This is a genomic window from Kitasatospora sp. HUAS MG31 (genome assembly GCF_040571325.1).
GTDB lineage: Bacteria > Actinomycetota > Actinomycetes > Streptomycetales > Streptomycetaceae > Kitasatospora > Kitasatospora camelliae.
Map to the genome: position 1 here is coordinate 5,858,907 of NZ_CP159872.1, position 20,257 is coordinate 5,879,163.

The 20,257-nt window shown below is 73.8% G+C and carries 17 protein-coding genes; 11 read left to right on the forward strand and 6 right to left on the reverse strand.

Annotated features, from left to right (window positions below; translation table 11 throughout):
• Window positions 1-153 precede the first annotated feature (153 nt).
• Both ABWK59_RS26155 and ABWK59_RS26160 read left to right on the forward strand, forming a co-directional pair.
• A complete protein-coding gene (locus ABWK59_RS26155) occupies window positions 154-699 on the forward strand; it encodes a DM13 domain-containing protein (protein WP_354643067.1) in 546 nt (181 codons plus the stop codon).
• Between the two features lie 153 nt (window positions 700-852).
• Window positions 853-2,106, forward strand: a complete 1,254-nt coding sequence (locus ABWK59_RS26160; protein ID WP_354643068.1) for a glycosyltransferase — start codon at window positions 853-855, stop codon at window positions 2,104-2,106.
• A 126-nt stretch (window positions 2,107-2,232) separates the two neighbouring features.
• Here the strand turns inward: ABWK59_RS26160 and ABWK59_RS26165 are convergent, their stop codons facing one another.
• Complete coding sequence (locus ABWK59_RS26165) at window positions 2,233-3,522, reverse strand: ammonium transporter (protein ID WP_354643069.1); 1,290 nt, start codon at window positions 3,520-3,522, stop codon at window positions 2,233-2,235.
• Window positions 3,523-4,236: 714 nt separating this feature from the next.
• Here ABWK59_RS26165 and glsA point away from each other — a divergent pair.
• Together glsA and glnII are read left to right on the forward strand one after the other, a co-directional pair.
• Window positions 4,237-5,919 carry a glutaminase A gene (glsA, locus tag ABWK59_RS26170; protein ID WP_354643070.1) on the forward strand — a complete coding sequence of 561 codons (1,683 nt, stop codon included), beginning with the start codon at window positions 4,237-4,239 and terminating at the stop codon, window positions 5,917-5,919.
• A 116-nt stretch (window positions 5,920-6,035) separates the two neighbouring features.
• On the forward strand, window positions 6,036-7,055 hold the full coding sequence (glnII, locus tag ABWK59_RS26175) for a glutamine synthetase (protein WP_354643071.1): 1,020 nt from the start codon (window positions 6,036-6,038) through the stop codon (window positions 7,053-7,055).
• 156 nt (window positions 7,056-7,211) lie between these two features.
• On the opposite strand, the gene ABWK59_RS26180 is transcribed toward glnII, so the two are convergent.
• The 3 genes from ABWK59_RS26180 to ABWK59_RS26190 form a co-directional block, all read right to left on the reverse strand.
• A complete protein-coding gene (locus ABWK59_RS26180) occupies window positions 7,212-8,012 on the reverse strand; it encodes a GNAT family N-acetyltransferase (protein WP_354643072.1) in 801 nt (266 codons plus the stop codon).
• 88 nt (window positions 8,013-8,100) lie between these two features.
• The gene (locus ABWK59_RS26185; RefSeq protein ID WP_354643073.1) at window positions 8,101-8,871 is read right to left on the reverse strand and encodes a hypothetical protein; all 771 of its coding nucleotides are present in this window, start codon (window positions 8,869-8,871) and stop codon (window positions 8,101-8,103) included.
• A 1,024-nt stretch (window positions 8,872-9,895) separates the two neighbouring features.
• Window positions 9,896-11,299 (reverse strand): family 2B encapsulin nanocompartment shell protein, encoded by a 1,404-nt coding sequence (locus ABWK59_RS26190; protein WP_354643074.1) that lies wholly within the window; start codon window positions 11,297-11,299, stop codon window positions 9,896-9,898.
• A 387-nt stretch (window positions 11,300-11,686) separates the two neighbouring features.
• Here ABWK59_RS26190 and ABWK59_RS26195 point away from each other — a divergent pair, with 387 nt between their 5' ends.
• Complete coding sequence (locus ABWK59_RS26195) at window positions 11,687-12,655, forward strand: polysaccharide deacetylase family protein (protein WP_354643075.1); 969 nt, start codon at window positions 11,687-11,689, stop codon at window positions 12,653-12,655.
• A gap of 46 nt (window positions 12,656-12,701) precedes the next feature.
• Window positions 12,702-13,745, forward strand: coding sequence for a GNAT family N-acetyltransferase (locus ABWK59_RS26200; protein ID WP_354643076.1), 1,044 nt, complete (start codon window positions 12,702-12,704; stop codon window positions 13,743-13,745).
• A gap of 66 nt (window positions 13,746-13,811) precedes the next feature.
• On the opposite strand, the gene ABWK59_RS26205 is transcribed toward ABWK59_RS26200, so the two are convergent.
• Both ABWK59_RS26205 and ABWK59_RS26210 read right to left on the reverse strand, forming a co-directional pair.
• The gene (locus ABWK59_RS26205; protein WP_354643077.1) at window positions 13,812-14,243 is read right to left on the reverse strand and encodes a YchJ family protein; all 432 of its coding nucleotides are present in this window, start codon (window positions 14,241-14,243) and stop codon (window positions 13,812-13,814) included.
• 14 nt (window positions 14,244-14,257) lie between these two features.
• A complete protein-coding gene (locus ABWK59_RS26210; protein WP_354643078.1) occupies window positions 14,258-14,644 on the reverse strand; it encodes an RNA-binding S4 domain-containing protein in 387 nt (128 codons plus the stop codon).
• A 133-nt stretch (window positions 14,645-14,777) separates the two neighbouring features.
• Here ABWK59_RS26210 and ABWK59_RS26215 point away from each other — a divergent pair, with 133 nt between their 5' ends.
• The 5 genes from ABWK59_RS26215 (at window position 14,778) to ABWK59_RS26235 (ending at window position 20,187) form a co-directional block, all read left to right on the forward strand.
• Window positions 14,778-16,799 (forward strand): NADPH-dependent 2,4-dienoyl-CoA reductase, encoded by a 2,022-nt coding sequence (locus ABWK59_RS26215; RefSeq protein ID WP_354643079.1) that lies wholly within the window; start codon window positions 14,778-14,780, stop codon window positions 16,797-16,799.
• A 73-nt stretch (window positions 16,800-16,872) separates the two neighbouring features.
• Window positions 16,873-17,403: a PadR family transcriptional regulator gene (locus ABWK59_RS26220; RefSeq protein WP_354643080.1), complete on the forward strand. Its 531-nt coding sequence runs from the start codon at window positions 16,873-16,875 to the stop codon at window positions 17,401-17,403.
• Window positions 17,404-17,481: 78 nt separating this feature from the next.
• Window positions 17,482-18,561 (forward strand): LLM class flavin-dependent oxidoreductase, encoded by a 1,080-nt coding sequence (locus tag ABWK59_RS26225; protein WP_354645108.1) that lies wholly within the window; start codon window positions 17,482-17,484, stop codon window positions 18,559-18,561.
• 116 nt (window positions 18,562-18,677) lie between these two features.
• Entirely contained in the window at window positions 18,678-19,496 is an 819-nt protein-coding gene (locus tag ABWK59_RS26230; protein ID WP_354643081.1) for a DUF1028 domain-containing protein, read from the forward strand.
• A gap of 256 nt (window positions 19,497-19,752) precedes the next feature.
• A complete protein-coding gene (locus ABWK59_RS26235; RefSeq protein WP_354643082.1) occupies window positions 19,753-20,187 on the forward strand; it encodes an ATP-binding protein in 435 nt (144 codons plus the stop codon).
• The last annotated feature ends 70 nt before the right edge of the window (window positions 20,188-20,257 follow it).

Below are 20,257 nucleotides of genomic sequence, written 5' to 3' on the forward strand. Positions count from 1 at the left end.
GTCCTGCCGGTCCTGCGCCCCTGGCTGGCCGCCCGGGCCACGGCCTGACCGGCCCCTGCCCGGCCGCGCCGCACCCGCCCGCACCGCTAGTCTGACGGGACGCCACCGGAGCTCGCCGGCGGGCGCAACCGTTCATCCGGGGTGGGGGAGCACATGTCGATCGGTCGTCGCCACCGCAGGCTCATCGGGACGGTGGCCGCCGTCCTGCTGGTCGCCGCAGCCGCGGGCGTGTACCTCTTCGAGCCGTGGAAGCTCTTCACCAGCACCACCGTCGACGAGGCCCTCCCCACCGCCCCGGCCGCGGCCGCACCCGCCTCTCCGGCCCCGAACGCCCCGTCCTCGGCGCCGAGCGCTCCCCTGGAACTGGCCCGGGGCGGGTTCGCCTCCGGCGAGCACCCCACCACCGGGACGGCCCGGCTCCTGAAGCTGCCCGACGCCAGCACGGTGCTGCGCCTGGAGGACCTCGCCACCTCCGAGGGCCCGGACGTCCGGGTCTACCTCTCCACCCTCCCCGCCGAACGCTCCAAGCTCGACGACCTGGGCCCGGGCGCCGTCGAACTCGCCCCCCTCAAGGGCAACCGCGGAAACCAGAACTACACCGTCCCGTCGGGCACCGACCTGTCCGGCGTCCACAGCGCCGTGATCTGGTGCAAGCGCTTCTCCGTCGGCTTCGGCGCCGCCGACCTCGCCACCACCTGACGCCCGCGGGTTCATCAGCGGCAACCTGACGCACTCCCGGGCGGCCCCCGCGCAGTCGTCCCCCGGTCCGCGCAGCGCCACCCACCCGGTTGGCCGGTCCGCCGTCGGCGTGGACCGTGTGCCCCGCAGGGGACCGCACCGATACTGGGCGCCATGCGGATCCTCATCGCGACCGCCGGTTCCCGCGGCGACATCGCGCCGTACACCGGCCCGGCCGTACGCCTCCGCGAGGCGGGCCACGAGGTGGCCATCGCGACCCACACCCGCTTCGAGGGTCTGGTCCGCGCCGCCGGCGTCGACTTCCGGCCGCTCCCGGTCGACCCCCGGGAGGAGCTCGCCTCCGACCCCGGTCAACGGCTCCTCGAAGCCGGCGGCAGCCCCCTCGCGCTGGCGCGGCTGCTGCACCTCGGCCGGAGGTTCATGCCGGAGCTCGGCGAGGGTCTGCTCGCCGCCGCCCGGCAGGGCTGCGACCTGCTCCTGCTGTCGACCACCACCGCCCCGATGGGCGATGCGGTCGCCGAGGCGCTGGGTGTGCAGGCGGCCGGCCTCTACCTGCAGCCGCTCACCCCCACCCGGGCGTTCCCGCCCGCCGTGGCGACCACCCGCTGGCTGGGCCGGTCCGGCAACCACCTCGCGGGCCACGCCGTGCAGGCGGTGACGGACCGCCTGTTCGGGCCGGCCGTCGCCGGGCTGCGCCGTACCCTCGGGCTGCGGCCGCTCGGGGTCGCCGCCGCCCGTCGCCGGTCCGACCTCCAGGGCCGGCCGGTGCTGTTCGGCTTCTCGCCCACCGTGGTGGCCCGCCCCGCGGACTGGCCGGTCGGCCAGCAGGTCGCCGGCTACTGGTGGCCCCACCCCTCGGCCGACCACCGGCCACCGCCCGGGCTGGCCGAGTTCCTGGACGCCGGCCCGCCACCGGTGTACATCGGCTTCGGCAGTCGGGTGGTCCGGGATGCGGACCGGCTCGGCGACCTGCTCGGTACGGCGCTGCGCCGGTCCGGCCTGCGCGCGGTGGTCCAGCCCGGCTGGACCGGGCTGACCGTGCGCGACGCGGAGGTGTTCACGGTGGACGAGGTGCCGCACGCGTGGCTCTTCCCCCGGGTTGCGGCGGTGGTGCACCACTGCGGCGCCGGGACGACGGCGGCCGGCCTGCGCGCGGGCGTGCCCGCCGTACCGGTGCCCGCCCAACTGGGCGCCCCCTTCTGGGCGGCCCGGCTCACCGCGCTCGGCGTCGCCGCCGAACCCCTGCCGCTCCGCACCCTGACCGCCGCCCGGCTGGCCACCGCGCTGCGCCGCGCGGTGGACGACCCGGTCCTGCGGCACCGCGCCCGGACCGTGGCCGCCCGGATCGCCGCCGAGGACGGCGCGGCCCGCGTCGTGGAGACCGTCGGCCGCCTGGCCGCCGACTGAACCCGGCGGCCCCCGGCCGGAACGGCGCACAGCCCCCGGACCCACAGGGTCCGGGGGCTGCGACGCGCTCGCCGGGAGTCAGACGTCGAGCGTCAGGTGCCGGGCGCCGGGCGTCAGACGTCGGTGTCAGGCGTCCACCAGCCGCGACGGCGGGACGGCGGTGGTCCCGTCCGGGCCGGTGGCGGGCCCGCTGTGAGGGCCCGTGAGGAGGGCCTGGAGCTCGCTGAAGTCGTACGCGGTCTCGGCGTGGAAGGCCTGATCGGTGCCCGAGGTCTCGTCGTCCTCGCTGGCGCGGAAGCCGACGGTGAGGTCGACCGCCTTGGCGAGCAGCCAGGAGACGACGAACGAGAAGGCCGTCACCGCGAAGGCGCCGAGCGCCTGCTTGCCGAGCTGGCCGAGACCGCCCCGGCCGCCCGTGGCCAGCACGCCGACCAGCAGGGTGCCGACGACGCCGCCGACCAGGTGGACGGCGACGACGTCCAGCGAGTCGTCGTAGCCGAGCTTGAACTTGAGGCTGACCGCGCAGGAGCAGAGCACGCCCGCGACGAGGCCGATGATCATCGCGCCGAAGGCGTCGACGTGCGCGCCGGACGGGGTGATGGCCACCAGGCCGGCGACCGCGCCCGAGGCGGTGCCCAGGGTGGTGAACGCACCGTGACGGATCCGCTCGAAGGCCAGCCAGCCGATCATCGCGGCGCCGGTGGCGACCTGCGTGTTGAGCGCCATGAGGGCCGCCGTGCCGTTGGCCGCGAGGGCGGAGCCGGCGTTGAACCCGAACCAGCCGAACCAGAGCAGGCCCGCGCCCAGCATCACCAGCGGCAGGCTGTGCGGCCGCATCGGCTCCTTGGTGAAGCCGATCCGCTTGCCGACCACCAGCACCGCGGCCAGCGCGCCGACGCCCGCGTTGATGTGCACGGCCGTCCCGCCGGCGAAGTCGATCACCTCCAGCTTGAACAGCCAGCCGTCGGCCTGCCACACCCAGTGCGCGACCGGGAAGTAGACGAAGGTGACCCAGAGCGCGATGAACAGCGCCCAGGCGCTGAACTTCGCGCGGTCGGCCAGCGCGCCGCTCATCAGCGCGGGGGTGATCACCGCGAACATCAGCTGGAACAGGGCGAAGGCGAAGACCGGCACGCCGTCGGCGCCGCCCGTCAGCGTCCCGGCGTCGATGCCGCGCAGGCCGATGTGGTCGAGGTTGCCCAGCAGTCCGCCGCCGAGGTCGTCGCCGAAGGTGAGCGAGTAGCCGTAGAGCACCCAGAGCACGCTGACCACGGCCAGCGAGACAAAGGACATCATGAGCATGCTGAGGGCGCTCTTCACCCTCACCATGCCGCCGTAGAAGAACGCCAGGCCTGGCGTCATCAGCATGACCAGCGCGGCGCTGATCAGGACGAAGGCGGTATCTGCGCCGTTCACAGCAGGAGTCTCCTTCTGGGGAAACCGCCCCGGGTCCGGGGCGTCGGTGTGCGGGTTCCGGGGTCGGGGTCGGGGTCGGTACGCGCGGCCGGCTCGGCGGTCACGTGCCTGCCGAGGGCCGTCGATGCCCGTCCGCTCCGGCGGAACCCGCAGCGTCGCGGGTGGCGGGCGAGCGCCTGTCGCCACCGGAACCGGGCGTCGAGAAGGGCGCGCTCCACGGCCGTCGACGCCGCTGCCCGGGTGACAGGCCATCAGAAAAGGTTCGGCGGACGCAAGCGGGGAAAACCCCGACGGCGAAATACTTCGGCCCCTTTCGGAAACGTTTCGGTACCCGCGCCGAATCGGGTCGGCCGGCCCGGACCCCGGGAACGGCACCCGGAATCGCGATCGAGGGCGGCGGGCACTGGAACGTAATCGTCCGCTGACCTATAGTCAATTCACCGGCCGGAGCCGTTCGCCCCGACAGGGAGTGCCGGGCTGGGGGATCGCCCACCGGAGCGCGCCGGAGCACGCCGAAGCGCGCCCAATGGAACGCGCCCACCGAAACACGCCCACCGAAGCAAACACCGAAAGGTGTTCCGGCCTGGCCGCGGAGAATTCGCCGAAATCCCCGAACGATTAGCGGGAGAAGGTCGTTTCTCGTTCCTCGACGCTTGTCCTTCCTGCTGTAGTTGATCCCGTCAACGTGGCCGTCCGGAGGGGGCGAACAGCAACGTGAGAACGGAAGCGGGCAGCACCGCAACACAACAGAAGAACAACGGGACACCACCGGCGGGGGGCCGGCCCGGACCCGCCCAGCGGGCGGCCCGGACGGGGTCCGCCGGGTCGGACGACCCCGGCGAGTACCGGAAGCTGTTCGACTCGTTCACCAAGGACGCCCCGGGGCGGATCTCGCGGGCCGAGGTGGTCTCCCGCCTCCGGCAGGCGGGCATCACATCCGACGATCCCAGGCTCCGGGAGCTCTGGAGCCCCGCGGAGGCGGCCGACCCCGAGGGCCCACGGCTGGATCTCGCCGGCTTCACGGCGCTCTGCCAGAAGAACCGGGGGCTGCTCGCCCGGGCCGTCACCGGCGATCTGGTCATCCCGGACTTCCCGTCCTTCACGGCCGACATCACCGGGATCTACCAGAACCTGCTGGACGACCGCCGGGGGGCGGTGGCCGACTACATCCCGCAGCTGAAGCGGGTACCGCCGGACCAGTTCGCGGTCGCCGTGTGCACCGTCGACGGCCAGCGGTTCAGCATCGGCGACGCGGGGGTGGGCTTCTGCGTGCAGTCCGTCTGCAAGCCGATCAACTACTCCCTCACCCTGGAGGAGCACGGCGCCGAGGTGGTCCACCGGCACGTGGGCCGCGAGCCGAGCGGACGGGGGTTCAACGAGCTGTCGGTGAACGGGGACGGCCTGCCGCACAACCCGATGATCAACTCGGGCGCCATCATGAGCTGCTCGCTCATCAAGCCCGACCTCGCCGTCGCCGACCGGTTCGACTACGTGGCCGACACCTGGCGCGCCCTGTCCGGCGGCAGCCCGGTCGGGTTCAACAACGCCGTCTACCTGTCGGAGCGCCAGACCGCCGACCGGAACTTCGCGCTCGGCTACTTCATGCGCGAGCACGGCGCGTTCCCCGCCGGCACCGACCTGATCGAGACCCTGGAGTTCTACTTCCAGTGCTGCTCGATCGAGCTCGACGCGGGCGGACTGGCCTCGGTCGCCGCGACCCTGGCCAACGGCGGGATGATGCCGCTCACCAGCGACCAGGTCTTCTCCACCGAATCGGTGCAGAAGTGCCTTTCCCTGATGAGCTCCTGCGGGATGTACGACTACTCGGGCGAGTTCGCCTTCACCATCGGCCTGCCGGCCAAGAGCGGGGTGTCGGGCGCCCTGATGCTGGTCATCCCGCAGGTGATGGGGATCGCGATCTGGTCGCCCCGACTCGACGCGCTGGGCAACTCCGTGCGCGGCATCGAGTTCTGCCGGCAGCTGGTCGAGAAGTACAACTTCCACATCTACGACTCGCTGGTGGGCAGCGGCCGCGACGGCAAGCGCGACCCCCGGCAGAAGCGCAACCAGAGCGCGATCGACGGCACCGTCCGGCTGCTCTGGTCCGCCAGCACCGGGGACCTCGACGGCGTGCGCGCCTCGCTGGCCTCCGGGGTCGCCGCCGGGTCCTGCGACTACGACGGCCGTACGGCGCTGCACCTGGCCGCCTCGGAGGGCCATCTCGTCGTCGCCGCCTACCTGTTGGAGCAGGGCGCCGACGTCACCGCCGCCGACCGCTGGGGCGGCACCCCGCTCTCCGACGCCGAGCAGGGCGGTCACGCCCTCGTCGCCGAGGCCCTGCGCAGGGCGGCCGCCACGGCCGCGCCGGCCCCGTCGCCGGGCGAGCGCCCCGCCTGACGGCCCGACCCGCCCGTCCGGGACGGTCGTCGGACCGACCACCTCGCACCACACCACACCACACCACGCCGAGCAGCACACCGGTGCCTCGGCCCACGACACCTGGAGACAACCCCATGAGCTACCGCGCCGAATACATCTGGATCGACGGCACCGCCCCCACCGCCCAGCTGCGCTCCAAGACCAGGATCCTCGCGGACTGGGACGAGCTGCCGCTGTGGGGCTTCGACGGCTCCAGCACCAACCAGGCCGAGGGCCACTCCTCCGACCGGGTCCTGAAGCCCGTTTTCACCTGCCCGGACCCGATCCGCGGCGGCCAGAACCTCCTGGTGCTCTGCGAGGTCCTGGACACCGACATGAAGCCGCACGCGTCCAACACCCGGGCCCAGCTGCGCCAGGTCGCCGTGCAGTTCGCCCAGCAGGAGCCGCTCTTCGGCATCGAGCAGGAGTACACCCTCTTCCAGGGCTCCCGGCCGCTGGGCTTCCCGGAGGGCGGCTACCCGGCGCCCCAGGGCGGCTACTACTGCGGCGTCGGCGCCGGCGAGATCTTCGGCCGGGAGATCGTCGAGAAGCACCTCGAGTACTGCCTCGCGGCGGGCCTCGGCATCTGCGGCATCAACGCCGAGGTCATGCCCGGCCAGTGGGAGTTCCAGGTCGGCCCGCTCTCCCCGGTGGACGTCGCCGACCAGCTGTGGGTCGCCCGCTGGCTGCTGCACCGCACCGCCGAGGAGTTCGGTGTCCGGGTCACCCTCGACCCCAAGCCGGTCAAGGGCGACTGGAACGGCGCCGGCGCGCACACCAACTTCTCCACCCGGGCCATGCGCGAGGGCTACGACCCGATCATCACCGCCTGCGAGGCGCTCGGCGCCGAGGGCAAGCCGATTCAGCACGTGAGCTACTACGGCGCCGGCATCGAGAGCCGCCTCACCGGCCTGCACGAGACCGCCCCGTGGGACGAGTTCAGCTACGGGGTCTCCGACCGCGGCGCCTCGGTGCGCATCCCGTGGCAGGTCGAGGTCGACAAGAAGGGCTACATCGAGGACCGCCGTCCCAACGCCAACGTCGACCCCTACGAGGTGACCCGTCTGATCGTCGACACCTGCTGCACCGCCCTGGAGCGGGCCGAGCAGGTCTGACCCGCGAACGGCCGCCCCGGCGCCGCCCCGATGCTGCCAGGGGGGGTGGTTCCGGGGCGGCTCCGTGCCCGGTGGAGCCACGGTGTGTGATCGGGGCCGCCGCCGTCCGGCGACGGCCCCTATCCAGCCGCACCGGGGCACGGAACGAACGGGCGGTCACGCCGGCGGCGCGCCCTCCGGCCCCCGGACGTACGGCGTGGTGACGGCCCGGGCGGCGAACCCCAGGCGCTCCAGGATCGGCCGGCTGTCCGCCGAGGCGTCCACCTGGAGGTACTCGTACCCGCGGGCGGCGGCGATCCGGGCGCGGTACGCCACCAGCGCGCGGTAGATGCCGCGGCCGCGCCACTCGGGGACGGTCCCGCCGCCCCAGAGCCCGGCGAAGCGGGTGCCGGGGGTGAGCTCCATGCGGGCGGAGCTGACCGGGCGGCCGTCCTCCGCGGTGACCGCGACCACGGCGACCACCGTCTCGGGCGTCTCGGCCAGCCAGCTGAGCAACTGCCGTCCCAGATCCGGGTTGTCGGTGCCGAAGGCCCGACGGTTGGCCTCCATCGCCAGGTCCACCCCGGCGGCGTCGGTGACCGGCCGCAGCAGGATGCCGGCGGGCGGCTCGGTACCGGTGGGCAGGTCGGCGATCCGGCCGATCATCAGGGTCTCCGGCGGCCCGGCCGTGAAGCCCGCCGCCCGCAGCCGTTCGGGCAGGTCGGCGGGCCGGTCGTGGGAGTACACCTTCCACTCGAACTCCCGGCCGAGACCGGCGAAGTGGCGGACCTGTGCGGCGATCTCCGCGTCCGCGCAGGCCTCGTCGAGGTCCGACCACAGGACGCCCGTCCAGCCGAAGTCGGGGCCGATCTGCCGGACCACCCGCCCGACCCGCTCGATCCGGGCGCCGGGCCCGTCCGGTCGGGCGTTCTCCCGCATCTCGGCGTCGTACGCCCGCAGCACCGCTTCCCTGTCCATCCCCCCACCCCAACAGCCGGAGGCCGCCACGGGCAACCGGATAAGCGGCCCGTGGCGCACCTCACCGCACCGCACCGCACCGCACGGCTCAGTTCCCGCCGGTGGCCCCCGGGAACAGGTCCAGGAACGGCTGTGTGGTCACCGAGATGCCCCGGCCGAACGGGTTGTCGAAGTCCCAGATCAGGAACAGCAGGAAGGCGATCAGCGCGCTGAACACCCCGGCCAGCACCAGCTCACGCGCCGAGCGCCGGATCTGCAGCGCGAACACCATCCCCACGGTCACCACGGCGCCCACGATCAGGCCGAACCACACCACGCCCGGCATGGTCGGCCCGGTGCTCTGCCCGCGGGCGTTGCGGGCCTCGTCGGCGGTGGCGATCCGGTCGACCATCGGCTGGTACGCCTGCGCCTCCAGGTCGTTCTGCGGGGTGCGCTGGGAGACGTCCGCGCGCAGCTTGTCGAGCAGCTCGGTGCCGCGCGGCGAGATCGAGCCGTTCTCCTCCATGTAGGACCACTCGGTGTCGACCACGTACGAGACGTAGGCGTCGACGTCCGCGCGGACCTGGTCGCGGAAGTCGGCCGGGAAGACCTGCGCCCGGGCGCTGACCTCGTACAGGGCCTGGGCCTCGCGCAGGGTGTCGTCCTGGGCGGCGCTGCGTGCCTCCCAGACGCCGGCGATGGCGAGGCCGAGGACGATCGCGTAGACCACGCCGATCATCATCGTCATGTACTCGATGACGTCGGGGGTCTCGGACGGATCGTCGTCCTCGGCCACCCTGCGGGTCCGCAGCACCACCACCGCGACCACCATGAGGCACGCGGCGGACATCGCGATCGCGAGGGCCACCCACTCCGACATGACTACTCCTTCTCAGGTTTCGGCCGGCTGTCGGCGGACACCGGCACCCGGGGACGGCGGGCGGGCCGGCACCCGCACGGGCCGCCGGCGCCCGGCCGGGAACGCACGGATCAGGACATCCGTGGCAGGGGAACGGGGCCCCTCGGAGGGGGCCGCCCAGGACGAGGGCGTACGCCGGCACCCGGCTCAGGACCGCGCGGAACCCCCGCCGGAGCCCCCGCCTCGGGAGGACCGCCCCCGGGGCTTCAGTGCGGCGGCGGCCAGCACCGCCGGGACGGTGACCAGCATCATCGTGGTCACCGGGGAGCTGCCGCGGTGCCGTTCGGGTGCGGCCACCGGCGCTGCCTGCGGGATCCGGACCGGTCTCGCCGGCGGTGGCGCCGCGGGTGGCTCGGCGGCCGGCGGGGAGGGCGGCGGACTGGACTCCGGTGCCGGTCCGGGCGCGGCGGGCCGGGGTACGGCCGGCCGGCTCGGGCCCGGGGACGGGACGGGGGCCGGCGGGACCACGGGCGCGGGGGTGGCCGGCACCGGGGTGGGGGAGGGGAGCGGGGCCGGCGAGGGCGACGGCTTGGGGGAAGGTTTCGGCGTGGGCTTCGGCGACGGTGACGGCGAGGGGCAGGGCTGGTGCGGCTTGTGGGTGTGGCCGGGGCGCGGGTGGTGCCCGACCCCGAGGTCCGTCCACTGGCCGGTCTCCACCACGACCCCGTCCGGGCCCGCCCCGGCGTGGAACGACAGACAGACCTCCGCGTGCAGCCCGGGCCTGTCGTCCGGGCGCCCCGGGGCGCGGTCGGAGGCCTGGGCGCCGCCTGCCAGGACGGCGCAGATCGCGGCCGCGGCGGCGGCTCCCGCCGCTAACCGGGCGCGCCGTCTGGCTCCGCGGCGGTGGCGGGGACCGGCTCGGTGGTGGGACATGGCGCCGTACCTCCCGGGGTGTCTGCCCGCGCCGAACGTCAGGCGGTCCCGTACGGAACCGCCTGACGTCATGTCAACTATTCAACGGTGTACCTGGTTACGGGTGGGGACCCTAGTGGCGGCCGATCTCGACGTTCTCCAGGACGCCCAGGGCGTCCGGCACGAGGACGGCGGCGGAGTAGTAGGCGGTGACCAGGTAGGAGATGATCGCCTTCTCGTCGATGCCCATGAAGCGGACCGACAGGCTCGGCTGGTACTCGTCCGGGAGGCCGGTCTGGTGCAGGCCGATGACGCCCTGGTTGTCCTCGCCGGTGCGCAGCACCAGGACCGAGCTGGTGCCCTCCTTGGAGATCGGGATCTTGTTGCACGGCAGGATCGGGACACCGCGCCACGCCGGGACCTTGTGGCCCTGCAGGTCCACGTGGTCCGGATACAGTCCACGGGAGTTGAACTCCCGGCCGATCGCCGCGATGGTCTTGGGGTGGGCCAGGAAGAACTCGGAGTCACGCCGCATGCTGAGCAGCTCGTCCAGGTCGTCCGGAGTGGGCGGGCCGGAGTGGGTCTGGATCCGCTGCGAGAACTCGGCGTTGTTGAGCAGGCCGAACTCCCGGTCGTTGATCAGCTCGTGCTCCTGGCGCTCGCGCAGCGCCTCCACGGTGAGCTTGAGCTGCTGCTCGATCTGGTTCATCGGCTTGTTGTAGAGGTCCGCGACCCGGCTGTGCACCTTGAGCACGGTCTGCGCCAGGCTCAGCTCGTACTCGCGGGGCTTGAGCTCGTAGTCCACGAAGGCGCCGGGCAGGGCGAACTCGCCGTGGTGGCCGGCCGACATGGCGATCTCGGCCTCGCCGAGCTCGTTCTGCCGCTGCTGCGGGAGGGCGAGGAAGCCGTCCAGGTGGGCCTGCAGGGCGGGGGAGGAGTCGCGCACGGCCTGGAACTCGCGGCGGGAGAGCGAGAGCAGGGTGCCGCCGGTGAGCGCGGTGGCGGTGTAGTCCCAGACGCCCTGGCCGTCCAGCACGGTGTGCTCGCCGAACCGGTCGCCGTCGCCCAGCACCCCGAGCACCGCGGACTCGCCGTACTTGCCGGCGCCGATCTTGTTGATCTTGCCGTGGGCGATCAGGTGGATGTGCTCGGCCGGGGAGCCGAGTTCGGCCAGCACCTCGCCCGGACGGAAGTCGCGCTGGACGCAGCGGTCGGCCAGCGCGGTCAGCACCTCCAGGTCGTCGAAGCCGCGCAGCAGCGCGAGTTCGCCGAGCTCCCGGGGGATGACCCGGACCTCGGAACCGGTCTTGATGAACTCGATCCGGCCGTCTCCGACGGTGTACGTCAGCCGTCGGTTCACCCGGTACGCGCCACCCTCGGTCTGTACCCACGGGAGCATCCGCAGCAGCCAGCGGGAGCTGATCTCCTGCATCTGCGGCGCGGACTTGGTGGTGGTGGCGAGATTGCGGGCAGCGGCGGTGGAAAGGCTGGACTGCTGCTGTGCCTGCTGTGTCTCCGGGGCTGTGTCCACGGACATCGGCAGGGTTCTCCTTCATTCGGGACGGCATGCCGTCAGCGGTCCGACGGCGGGCCGGATCAGCTGGGTGAGGAAAAGGACGTCATGAGACGAGTGATGAGACGGGCGCACACCTGGCGGCCCCGACCGAACCCTAGATCGGCATGACCCCGCCGAACCGCCAGAAGCGCCAGTGCCGCACCCGATCAGGTGAATATCCGGCGCGAGGGGTTACCGATCGCCGTCCGCCCGCGCCGGAAACGGGGCGGGAATCTTTACCTACATGGTCCGAACATTACGTTCTCATGGGACTCTTATTGCACTGGGGGGCCGGGACGGACGGGCCGCGACGCGGCTCCTCCGCCGGGCCGGTGCGGTCGGCCCGGAGACTGTCCGACAGGGGGAGACATGGCCGTTTCGAATCCGATCGACCGCACCTCGGGCGGTACCACGACCTCTGCCGCCGCCCGCCGGCGCGGGGTGGACGCACTGCTGCGGCGCTCGCCGCTCCAGCCGCTGTTCCGGGTCCGCGCCGCCCGCCGGCTGGCCGTCCTCGCATACCACGGCGTGGACGACCCCGCCTCCTTCGCCGCCCAGATGGAGCGGCTGGCCAGCACCGCCCACCCGGTCACCCTCGGCCAGGTCGAGCGCGCCCTCGCCGAGCGCCGCCCGCTGCCCCCGCGCAGCGTGCTGGTCACCTTCGACGACGGCGACCGCACGGTGCTCACCGACGGCCTGCCGGTGCTGACCCGGCTCGGGATACCCGCGGTGGCCTACGTCATCGCCCAACTCATCGACGGGGACCAGCCGTTCTGGTGGTCCGAGGCCGCCTACCTGGCCACCCGCGGCGGCACCGCCCGCGGCCTGCCGGACGCCGACCCCGGCGCGGTGGTGGCCCGGATGAAGCGGCTGCCCGACGCGGACCGCCGGCGCGCCCTGGAGGAGCTGCGGGCCACCGCCGACCGGCCCGCCCCGCGCCGACCCCAGCTCACCGGAGCCGATCTGACGGCCCTTCGGGAGAGCGGTGTGGAGATCGGCAACCACAGCCTGAGCCACCCCTGCCTGGACCGCTGCGACGACCCGACGGTCCGCACCGAGGTGCTCGGCGCGCACCGGCTGCTCACCGACCGGCTGGGCGAGCCGCCCACCAGCTTCGCCTACCCCAACGGCAACGTCGACCGGCGGGCCGAGCAGGTGCTCCTCGAACTCGGGTACACCACGGGCTTCCTGTTCGACCACCGGCACGACGCGCTGCGGCCGGCGAACCCGCTGCGGATCAGCCGACTTCGGGTGAACTCCACCACCGGCAGGGACAGGTTCGACACAATTCTCTCCGGCCTGCACCCCGCCGTGCACCGACTCCGCGGCGGACGCTGAGGGCGGCGGGGGCGGACGGGCCGGGGGGGGGGGGGGGGGGAGAACGATGAGCGGCACCGAGACCCACCGTACGGCGGAGCTGCCCGAGGAGGTGCTCCGCGGCTGGCGGGACCTGGTCGAACAGGACCCGCACGGCTCCTTCTTCACCACCCCGGACTGGGTGCTCTCCTGGTGGGAGACGCTCGGCTCCGGCACCACCGCGGGCTCGGTCACCGTCTGGCGCGGGTCCGACGGCCGGGTGGAGGCCGTCCTCCCGCTGCTGCGCACCCGGGTCCGGCTGCACCCGCGGGCCCCGTTCGCCGTCCGCTGCCTCACCCTGCTCGGCACCGGCCCGGGCGCCGCCGACCACGGCGGCGTCCCCGCCCTGCCCGGGCGCCGCCCCGAGATCCGCGCCCACCTCGCCGAGCTGGCCCGGCGCCACACCCTCTGGCTGCCCGACCTCGACCCCGGCGCCGAGGATCTGCTCCCGCCCGGCTCCCGCCCGGTCGCCCGCTCCTCCTGCCCCCGCGCCGACCTCACCGCCGGCCCGGACGCCCTCGGCTCGCGCCAGTTCCGCTCCACCGTCCGCCGCTACGGCCGCAAGCTCGCCGCCGCCGGGATCACCTTCCGCTGGGTGGCGCCCAAGCAGGCCACCCCGGAGATCCTGGACGCCGTCCTCGCCCTGCACCGCCTGCGCCGCGACTCGATGGGCAGACCCACCACCTTCGACACCACCCGCCGCCCGCTCCACGCCCGCCTGATCGAACGCTGCGCCGGACCGGGCCCCGAACGCGGCCCCGCCTTCCTGCTCGCCGAACACGGCGACCGCGTCGTCGGCGGGCTCTACGGCTTCCGCTGGGCCGACACCTTCGCCTACTTCCAGATCGGCTGGGACCCGGCCCACGCCCCGCTCCGCCTCGGCACGGCCCTCATCGACGAGGCCGTCCGCGCCTGCGCCGACCAGGGCCTGGCCACCTTCGACTTCCTCCGCGGCACCGAGCCCTACAAGTACCGCTTCGGCGCCACCGACCGCCACGACACCACCTGGCTCACCCCCCACGGCCCCTCCGGAGTCCTCCTCGCCCTCAAACACCACCTCAAGTCCCGCTGACGCACGCAGCGGGGCTAACCCGTCAGAGGCACGGGAACCCTCCTGACCCGCCCGGCCGGGGGAGGGTCAGGAGACCTCGCCGTCCAGGTAGACCCAGGTGCCGTCGTGGCGGGTGAAGCGGCTGTTCTCGTGGAGGTCGCCCGGGGTGCCGGTGTCGGTGTAGTGGGCGCGGAACTCGACGGTGCCGGTGGTGTGGAACGGGCCGCCCTCGGTGGTGCCGAGGATCTCCAGGCGGGTCCACCGCATACCGGGGTCGAAGCCGATCTCCGCGGGCCGGGTGTCCGGGTGCCAGCTGCGCAGCAGGTACGCCGCGTCGCGGACCGCGAAGGCGCTGAACCGCGACCGCATCAGCTGCTCCGCCGTCGCCGCGGCGGCGTCCCCGCGGTGCAGCCGCCCGCAGCACTCCTCGTACCGCGCGGGCAGCCCGCACGGGCACGCCTCGGGGCGGGCCGGGGCAGCGGCGGAGGTCGGGCGCTGGTTCACACGTCGTCGGGACATCCGGCCATTGTGACTCACGCGGGGCGCCGCCCGTGCAGTCGCTCCAGGTCGCGCCGGTCCCGCTTGGTGGGCCGTCCGGTGCCGCGGTCGCGGAGGGCGACGGCGGCCGGGACCTCCTCGCGGGGCAGCGGCGGCGGGCTGTTGTCCAGGTAGCACTCGGCGGCGACCGGCGCCCCGACCCGCTTGCTGATCACCCGGGTGACCACCACGATCCGCTCGCGCCCCTCCTGTCGCAGCCGCACCTCGTCGCCCGGCCGGACGGCCTTCGCGGGCTTGGCGCGCTCGCCGTTCACCCGGACGTGGCCCGCCCGGCAGGCGGCCCCCGCCATCGAGCGGGTCTTGGTCAGCCGCACCGACCAGATCCAGCTGTCGATCCGTACCGTCCCCTGCTCCTCAGCCATGCCCCGACTCTACGGCGTCGGCATCGGGCCGACCCCGGTCGACCGGCCCGAGCCCCCCAATATGCAACTAGTTGCAATACCGCCCGGCGCACCCCTACCGTGGGGCGACGACTTCGCGCGAGGAGGCTCCCGGATGACCGCCTACCCCCACCTGCTGAGCCCGCTCGACCTGGGCTTCACCACGCTGCCCAACCGGGTGCTGATGGGTTCGATGCACGTCGGCCTGGAGGAGGCCCCCAACGGCTTCGAGCGGATGGCCGCGTTCTACGCCGAGCGCGCGCGGGGCGGGGTCGGCCTGATCGTGACCGGCGGCATCGCCCCCAACGAGGCGGGACGCCCGTACGAGGGCGGCGCCATGCTCACCACCGAGGAGGAGGCGGACCGGCACCGCGTCGTCACCGACGCCGTGCACGCCGCCGGCGGCCGGATCGCCCTGCAGATCCTGCACTTCGGCCGGTACGCCTACCACCGCGACCTGGTCGCGCCCAGCCCGCTGCAGGCGCCGATCAGCCCGTTCGTACCGAACGAGCTCACCGAGGAGCAGGTCGAGCAGACCATCGAGGACTTCGCCCGCTGCGCCGAGCTGGCCAGGGCCGCCGGGTACGACGGCGTCGAGATCATGGGCTCCGAGGGTTACCTGATCAACGAGTTCATCGCCGCGCCCACCAACCGCCGCACCGACCGCTGGGGCGGCTCGTACGAGAACCGGATGCGCTTCCCGGTGGAGATCGTCCGCCGGGTGCGCGAGCGGGTCGGCACCGACTTCATCCTGATCTACCGGCTCTCCATGCTGGACCTGGTCCCCGGCGGCTCGACCCTGGAGGAGGTGGTCGAGCTGGCCCGGGCGATCGAGGCGGCCGGCGCGACCATCATCAACACCGGCATCGGCTGGCACGAGGCCCGGATCCCGACCATCGCCACCTCGGTGCCGCGCGGCGCCTTCTCCTGGGTGACCCGCAAGGTGATGGGCGCGGTCTCCGTCCCGCTGGTCACCAGCAACCGGATCAACAACCCCGAGCTGGCCGAGCAGCTGCTCGCCGAGGGCCACGCCGACCTGGTCTCGCTGGCCCGTCCGCTGCTCGCCGACCCGGAGTTCGTCCGCAAGGCCGCGGCGGCCGAGCCGGAGGCGATCAACACCTGCATCGGCTGCAACCAGGCCTGCCTGGACCACACCTTCAGCCTGAAGATCACCTCCTGCCTGGTGAACCCGCGGGCCTGCCACGAGACCGAGCTGGTGCTCTCACCGACCCGGCTGCGCAAGCGGATCGGCGTGGTCGGCGCCGGCCCGGCCGGCCTGGCCTTCGCGGTCTCCGCCGCCGAACGCGGCCACGCGGTGACCCTCTACGACGCCGCCCCCGAGGTCGGCGGCCAGCTGAACGTCGCCCGCCGGGTGCCGGGCAAGCACGAGTTCGACGAGACCCTGCGCTACTACCGCCACCAGCTCGGCGCGCACGGCGTGGAGCTCCGGCTGGGCGCCACCGCCACCGCCGAGCAGCTGGTCGCCGAGGGCTACGACGAGCTGGTGCTGGCCACCGGCGTCACCCCGCGCGTCCCGGAGATCGAGGGGATCGACCACCCGAGCGTGCTCGGCTACCTGGACGTGCTGCGGGACGGGGCCGAGGTCGGCGACCGGGTGGCGATCCTCGGCGCCGGCGGCATCGGCTTCGACGTGGCCGAGTTCCTCACCGACCCGGGCGAGGACGCCGCGCGCAATCCCGGGGTGTTCTTCGAGCAGTGGGGCGTGGACACCGAGCACCGCACCCCGGGCGGCCTGGCCGAACCGGTGCGCCGGAAGGCGCCGCGGACCGTCCACCTGCTGCAGCGCAAGACCAGCAAGGTCGGCGCGGGTCTCGGCAAGACCACCGGCTGGATCCACCGCACCGAGCTCAAGCACCGGGGCGTCGCCATGGTCGCGGGCGCGGCGTACGAGCGGATCGACGACGAGGGCCTGCACATCACCCTGGACGGCGAGCCGCAGGTCATCCCGGTGGACACGGTGGTGCTCTGCACCGGCCAGGAGCCGCGCCGCGACCTTCACCAGGACCTGCTGGACCGGGGGCTCAAGCCGTACCTGATCGGCGGCGCCGACGTGGCCGCCGAACTGGACGCCAAGCGCGCCATCGACCAGGGCACCCGCCTCGCCGCCGAGCTCTGACCCCGGTGGCGGTGGCCGGCCGACCGGGTCCCTCGGGCCCCGTACCCGGCCGGCCACCGCCTAGGATCACCGCATGTCTCTGCCGCACGCCATCCTCACCGCCCTGCTGGAGAGGCCGTCCTCCGGGCTGGAGCTGACGCGGCGGTTCGACCGCTCGATCGGGTTCTTCTGGTCGGCGACCCACCAGCAGATCTACCGCGAGCTGGGGCGACTGGAGCAGGCCGGCCTGATCCGGCCCGTCCCCCAGCCGCCCTCGCGCGGCCAGCGCAAGGAGTACGAGGTGCTCCCGGCCGGCCGGGAGGCGCTGGCCGGGTGGGTGGGGGAGCAGCAGGACCCCAAGCCGATCCGGGACGCCCTGCTGCTGCGGCTGCGCGCCGCCGCGGTGGTCGGCGCCCCGGGCCTGGCGGCCGAGCTGAGCCGCCATCTGGAGCTGCACCAGAGGCAGTTGGACGAGTACCGGGAGATCGAGCGGCGGGACTTCCCGGCCGAACGGGCCGCCGGGGAGAACCGCCTGCAGCACGTGGTGCTGCAGGCCGGCATCCAGCTGGAGACCTTCTGGACCGAGTGGCTGGCCCAGGCCCTGGCGGCGCTCGACGAGGAATAGCCGCCGACCCGGCCGGGTTGTCGCGTGTGGTTGAAGCTTGAATCAAGCGGTTCGGATCACACGAGGAGTGCGGCCATGGTGCAGTTCGGCATCTTCAGCGTCGGGGACGTGACCCCCGACCCGACCACCGGCCGGACGCCGACCGAGCACGAGCGGATCAAGGCCATGGTGGCCGTCGCGCTCAAGGCCGAGGAGGTCGGCCTGGACGTCTTCGCCACCGGCGAGCACCACAACCCGCCCTTCGTCCCGTCCTCCCCGACCACCCTGCTCGGCTACATCGCGGCCCGGACCGAGCGGCTGATCCTCTCCACCGCGACCACCCTGATCACCACCAACGACCCGGTGAAGATCGCCGAGGACTTCGCCACCCTCCAGCACCTGGCCGACGGCCGGGTCGACCTGATGCTCGGCCGCGGCAACACCGCGCCGGTGTACCCCTGGTTCGGCCAGGACATCCGCCAGGGCATCCCGCTCGCCCTGGAGAACTACGCGCTGCTGCACCGGCTCTGGCGCGAGGACACGGTCGACTGGCACGGCCGGTTCCGCACCCCGCTGCAGTCCTTCACCGCGACCCCGCGCCCGCTCGACGGCACCCCGCCGTTCGTCTGGCACGGTTCCATCCGCTCGCCCGAGATCGCCGAGCAGGCCGCCTTCTACGGCGACGGCTTCTTCGCCAACAACATCTTCTGGCCCAAGGAGCACTTCCAGGCGCTGGTCGGCCTCTACCGCGAGCGGTACGCGCACCACGGGCACGGCACGCCCGAGCAGGCGATCGTCGGCCTCGGCGGCCAGGTGTTCATGCGGCGCAACTCCCAGGACGCCGTCCGCGAGTTCCGCCCGTACTTCGACAACGCCCCGGTCTACGGGCACGGGCCGTCGCTGGAGGAGTTCACCGAGCGGACCCCGCTGACCGTCGGCAGCCCGCAGGAGGTCATCGAGAAGACCCTCACCTTCCGCGAGAGCTTCGGCGACTACCAGCGGCAGCTGTTCCTGATGGACCACGCCGGGCTGCCGCTGAAGACCGTCCTGGAGCAGCTGGACCTGCTCGGCGAGGAGGTCGTCCCGGTGCTGCGGAAGGAGTTCGCCGCCGGCCGCCCCGCCGGGGTGCCCGACGGGCCCACCCACCGGGCCCGCACCGAGGCCGCCGCCCGAGCCTGAGCCGTCCCACGCCCATCCGTGGACGCCCGGCCGGACGCCCGGCCGGGCGCGGGACCGCGGGCGAGCTCCGTGACGGGCATGGACGCGACGGGCCGCCGGGGCTAGGGTCGGCCAACGTGACGTTCTCCATCGTGGCGAGGTCCGGTACCGCCTTCGGCGTGGCCGTGGCCAGCAAGTTCCTGGCCGTCGGGGCGGTCGTCCCGGCGGCCGGGGCCGGCGCGGGCGCGCTGGCCACCCAGGCCTGGGCCAACCTCGCCTACGGGCCGCAGGGCCTGGCCCTGCTGCGCACCGGCGTCCCCGCCGACCGGGTGGTCGCGGGGCTCACCGCCGCCGACCCCGAGGCCGCCCACCGCCAGCTCGGCGTGGTCGGCCCGGAGGGCGTCGCCGCGACCTTCACCGGCTCCGAGTGCCTGGACTGGGCCGGCGGGGTGGCGGGCGAGGGCTACGCGATCCAGGGGAACGTGCTGGTCGGGCCCGAGGTGGTCCGCGACATGGAGGCCGTCTGGCTGGCCACCGCCGAACTCCCCTTCACCGAACGGCTGCTGGCCGCCCTCGCGGCCGGTGACGCGGCCGGCGGCGACCGCCGGGGCCGGCAGAGCGCGGCCCTCTACGCGGTGGACCCGGGGGCCGGGTACGGCGGCCTGAGCGACGTGGCCTGCGACCTCCGGGTGGACGACCACGCCGACCCGGTGGGCGAGCTGCGCCGCCTGCTCACCGTCCACGAGCTGCTGTTCGGCACACCCGACCCGGCCTCCCTGCTGGACCTGGACGGCGAGCTGGCCACGGAGGTGGCGGGCCACCTGGGCGTCCTCGGCTACGACTCGCTGGACCGCTGGGCCGGGGTGGAGAACCTGGAGGGCCGCCTGGTCGCCGGCCGGATCGACCCGGTCGTGCTGACCCGCCTCCGCGAGGCCGCCACCGCCCCGACCGCCTGACGCCCCGCCACCCGCTGCCCGGGCGGGTCGAGCCGAGGTGGCGTCATCCCGGCTCCGTCCGGCCCTGTCCGGGTGGCGACTTGTGGCCACTGTCCACCATCCGCCGCCGCAATCAGGGCGGTTGCGCCGTACCGTACATCTCAGCGGTACTGTCGCTCCGGCCCGGGCCGGAGCGCGGAACCGGCGCGCCCCCGCAGCGGTACGTCCGCGGACCCACCCCCCACCCGTGGCCGGCCGCCCGCACGAAGGGACCGACATGGCTGTCGCGGACCCACCCCAGCTCGCCCTCCGGTACGGCCTCCGGCTGCCGACCGTTCCCGCCTCGGTGCCCGAGGCCCGGCGACGGGTGCGGGCCTGCCTGGCGGAACACGGCCTCGGTCCCGAGCACGCGCTGACCGACACCGTCCTGCTGGTCACCAGCGAACTGGTGACCAACAGCGTGCGGCACGCCGCCGCCCACTCCCCGGTGGTGGTGGTCGGCCTGACGGTGGGTCCGGACGAACTGGTGCTGGCCGTGCACGACGCCCACCCCTCCTGCCCCCGGGCGCTGGACGCCCCGCACGAGGACGGCAGCGGCGGCTGGGGGCTGGATCTGGTGGACCAGCTGGCCACCCTGGCCGGCGGCTCGCTGGCCGCGGTCCCGGACCGGGACGCGGGCGGCAAGACCATGGTGGTCCGCCTCCCGCTCTGATCGCCCGGCTGCCGTACGGCTCCCGGTACGGCTCCGGGGTGGCCCGGCCCCCGGACTCACGGGAGCCGCA

Excerpts from the sequence above, each read along its gene's own strand:
- ABWK59_RS26155 (WP_354643067.1), top strand. The coding sequence starts at position 154 with ATGTCGATCGGTCGTCGCCACCGCAGGCTCATCGGGACGGTGGCCGCC.
- ABWK59_RS26160 (WP_354643068.1), top strand. The coding sequence starts at position 853 with ATGCGGATCCTCATCGCGACCGCCGGTTCCCGCGGCGACATCGCGCCG.
- glnII (WP_354643071.1), top strand. The coding sequence starts at position 6,036 with ATGAGCTACCGCGCCGAATACATCTGGATCGACGGCACCGCCCCCACC.
- ABWK59_RS26180 (WP_354643072.1), bottom strand. The coding sequence starts at position 8,012 with ATGGACAGGGAAGCGGTGCTGCGGGCGTACGACGCCGAGATGCGGGAG.
- ABWK59_RS26185 (WP_354643073.1), bottom strand. The coding sequence starts at position 8,871 with ATGTCGGAGTGGGTGGCCCTCGCGATCGCGATGTCCGCCGCGTGCCTC.
- ABWK59_RS26190 (WP_354643074.1), bottom strand. The coding sequence starts at position 11,299 with ATGTCCGTGGACACAGCCCCGGAGACACAGCAGGCACAGCAGCAGTCC.
- ABWK59_RS26195 (WP_354643075.1), top strand. The coding sequence starts at position 11,687 with ATGGCCGTTTCGAATCCGATCGACCGCACCTCGGGCGGTACCACGACC.
- ABWK59_RS26200 (WP_354643076.1), top strand. The coding sequence starts at position 12,702 with ATGAGCGGCACCGAGACCCACCGTACGGCGGAGCTGCCCGAGGAGGTG.
- ABWK59_RS26205 (WP_354643077.1), bottom strand. The coding sequence starts at position 14,243 with ATGTCCCGACGACGTGTGAACCAGCGCCCGACCTCCGCCGCTGCCCCG.
- ABWK59_RS26210 (WP_354643078.1), bottom strand. The coding sequence starts at position 14,644 with ATGGCTGAGGAGCAGGGGACGGTACGGATCGACAGCTGGATCTGGTCG.
- ABWK59_RS26215 (WP_354643079.1), top strand. The coding sequence starts at position 14,778 with ATGACCGCCTACCCCCACCTGCTGAGCCCGCTCGACCTGGGCTTCACC.
- ABWK59_RS26220 (WP_354643080.1), top strand. The coding sequence starts at position 16,873 with ATGTCTCTGCCGCACGCCATCCTCACCGCCCTGCTGGAGAGGCCGTCC.
- ABWK59_RS26235 (WP_354643082.1), top strand. The coding sequence starts at position 19,753 with ATGGCTGTCGCGGACCCACCCCAGCTCGCCCTCCGGTACGGCCTCCGG.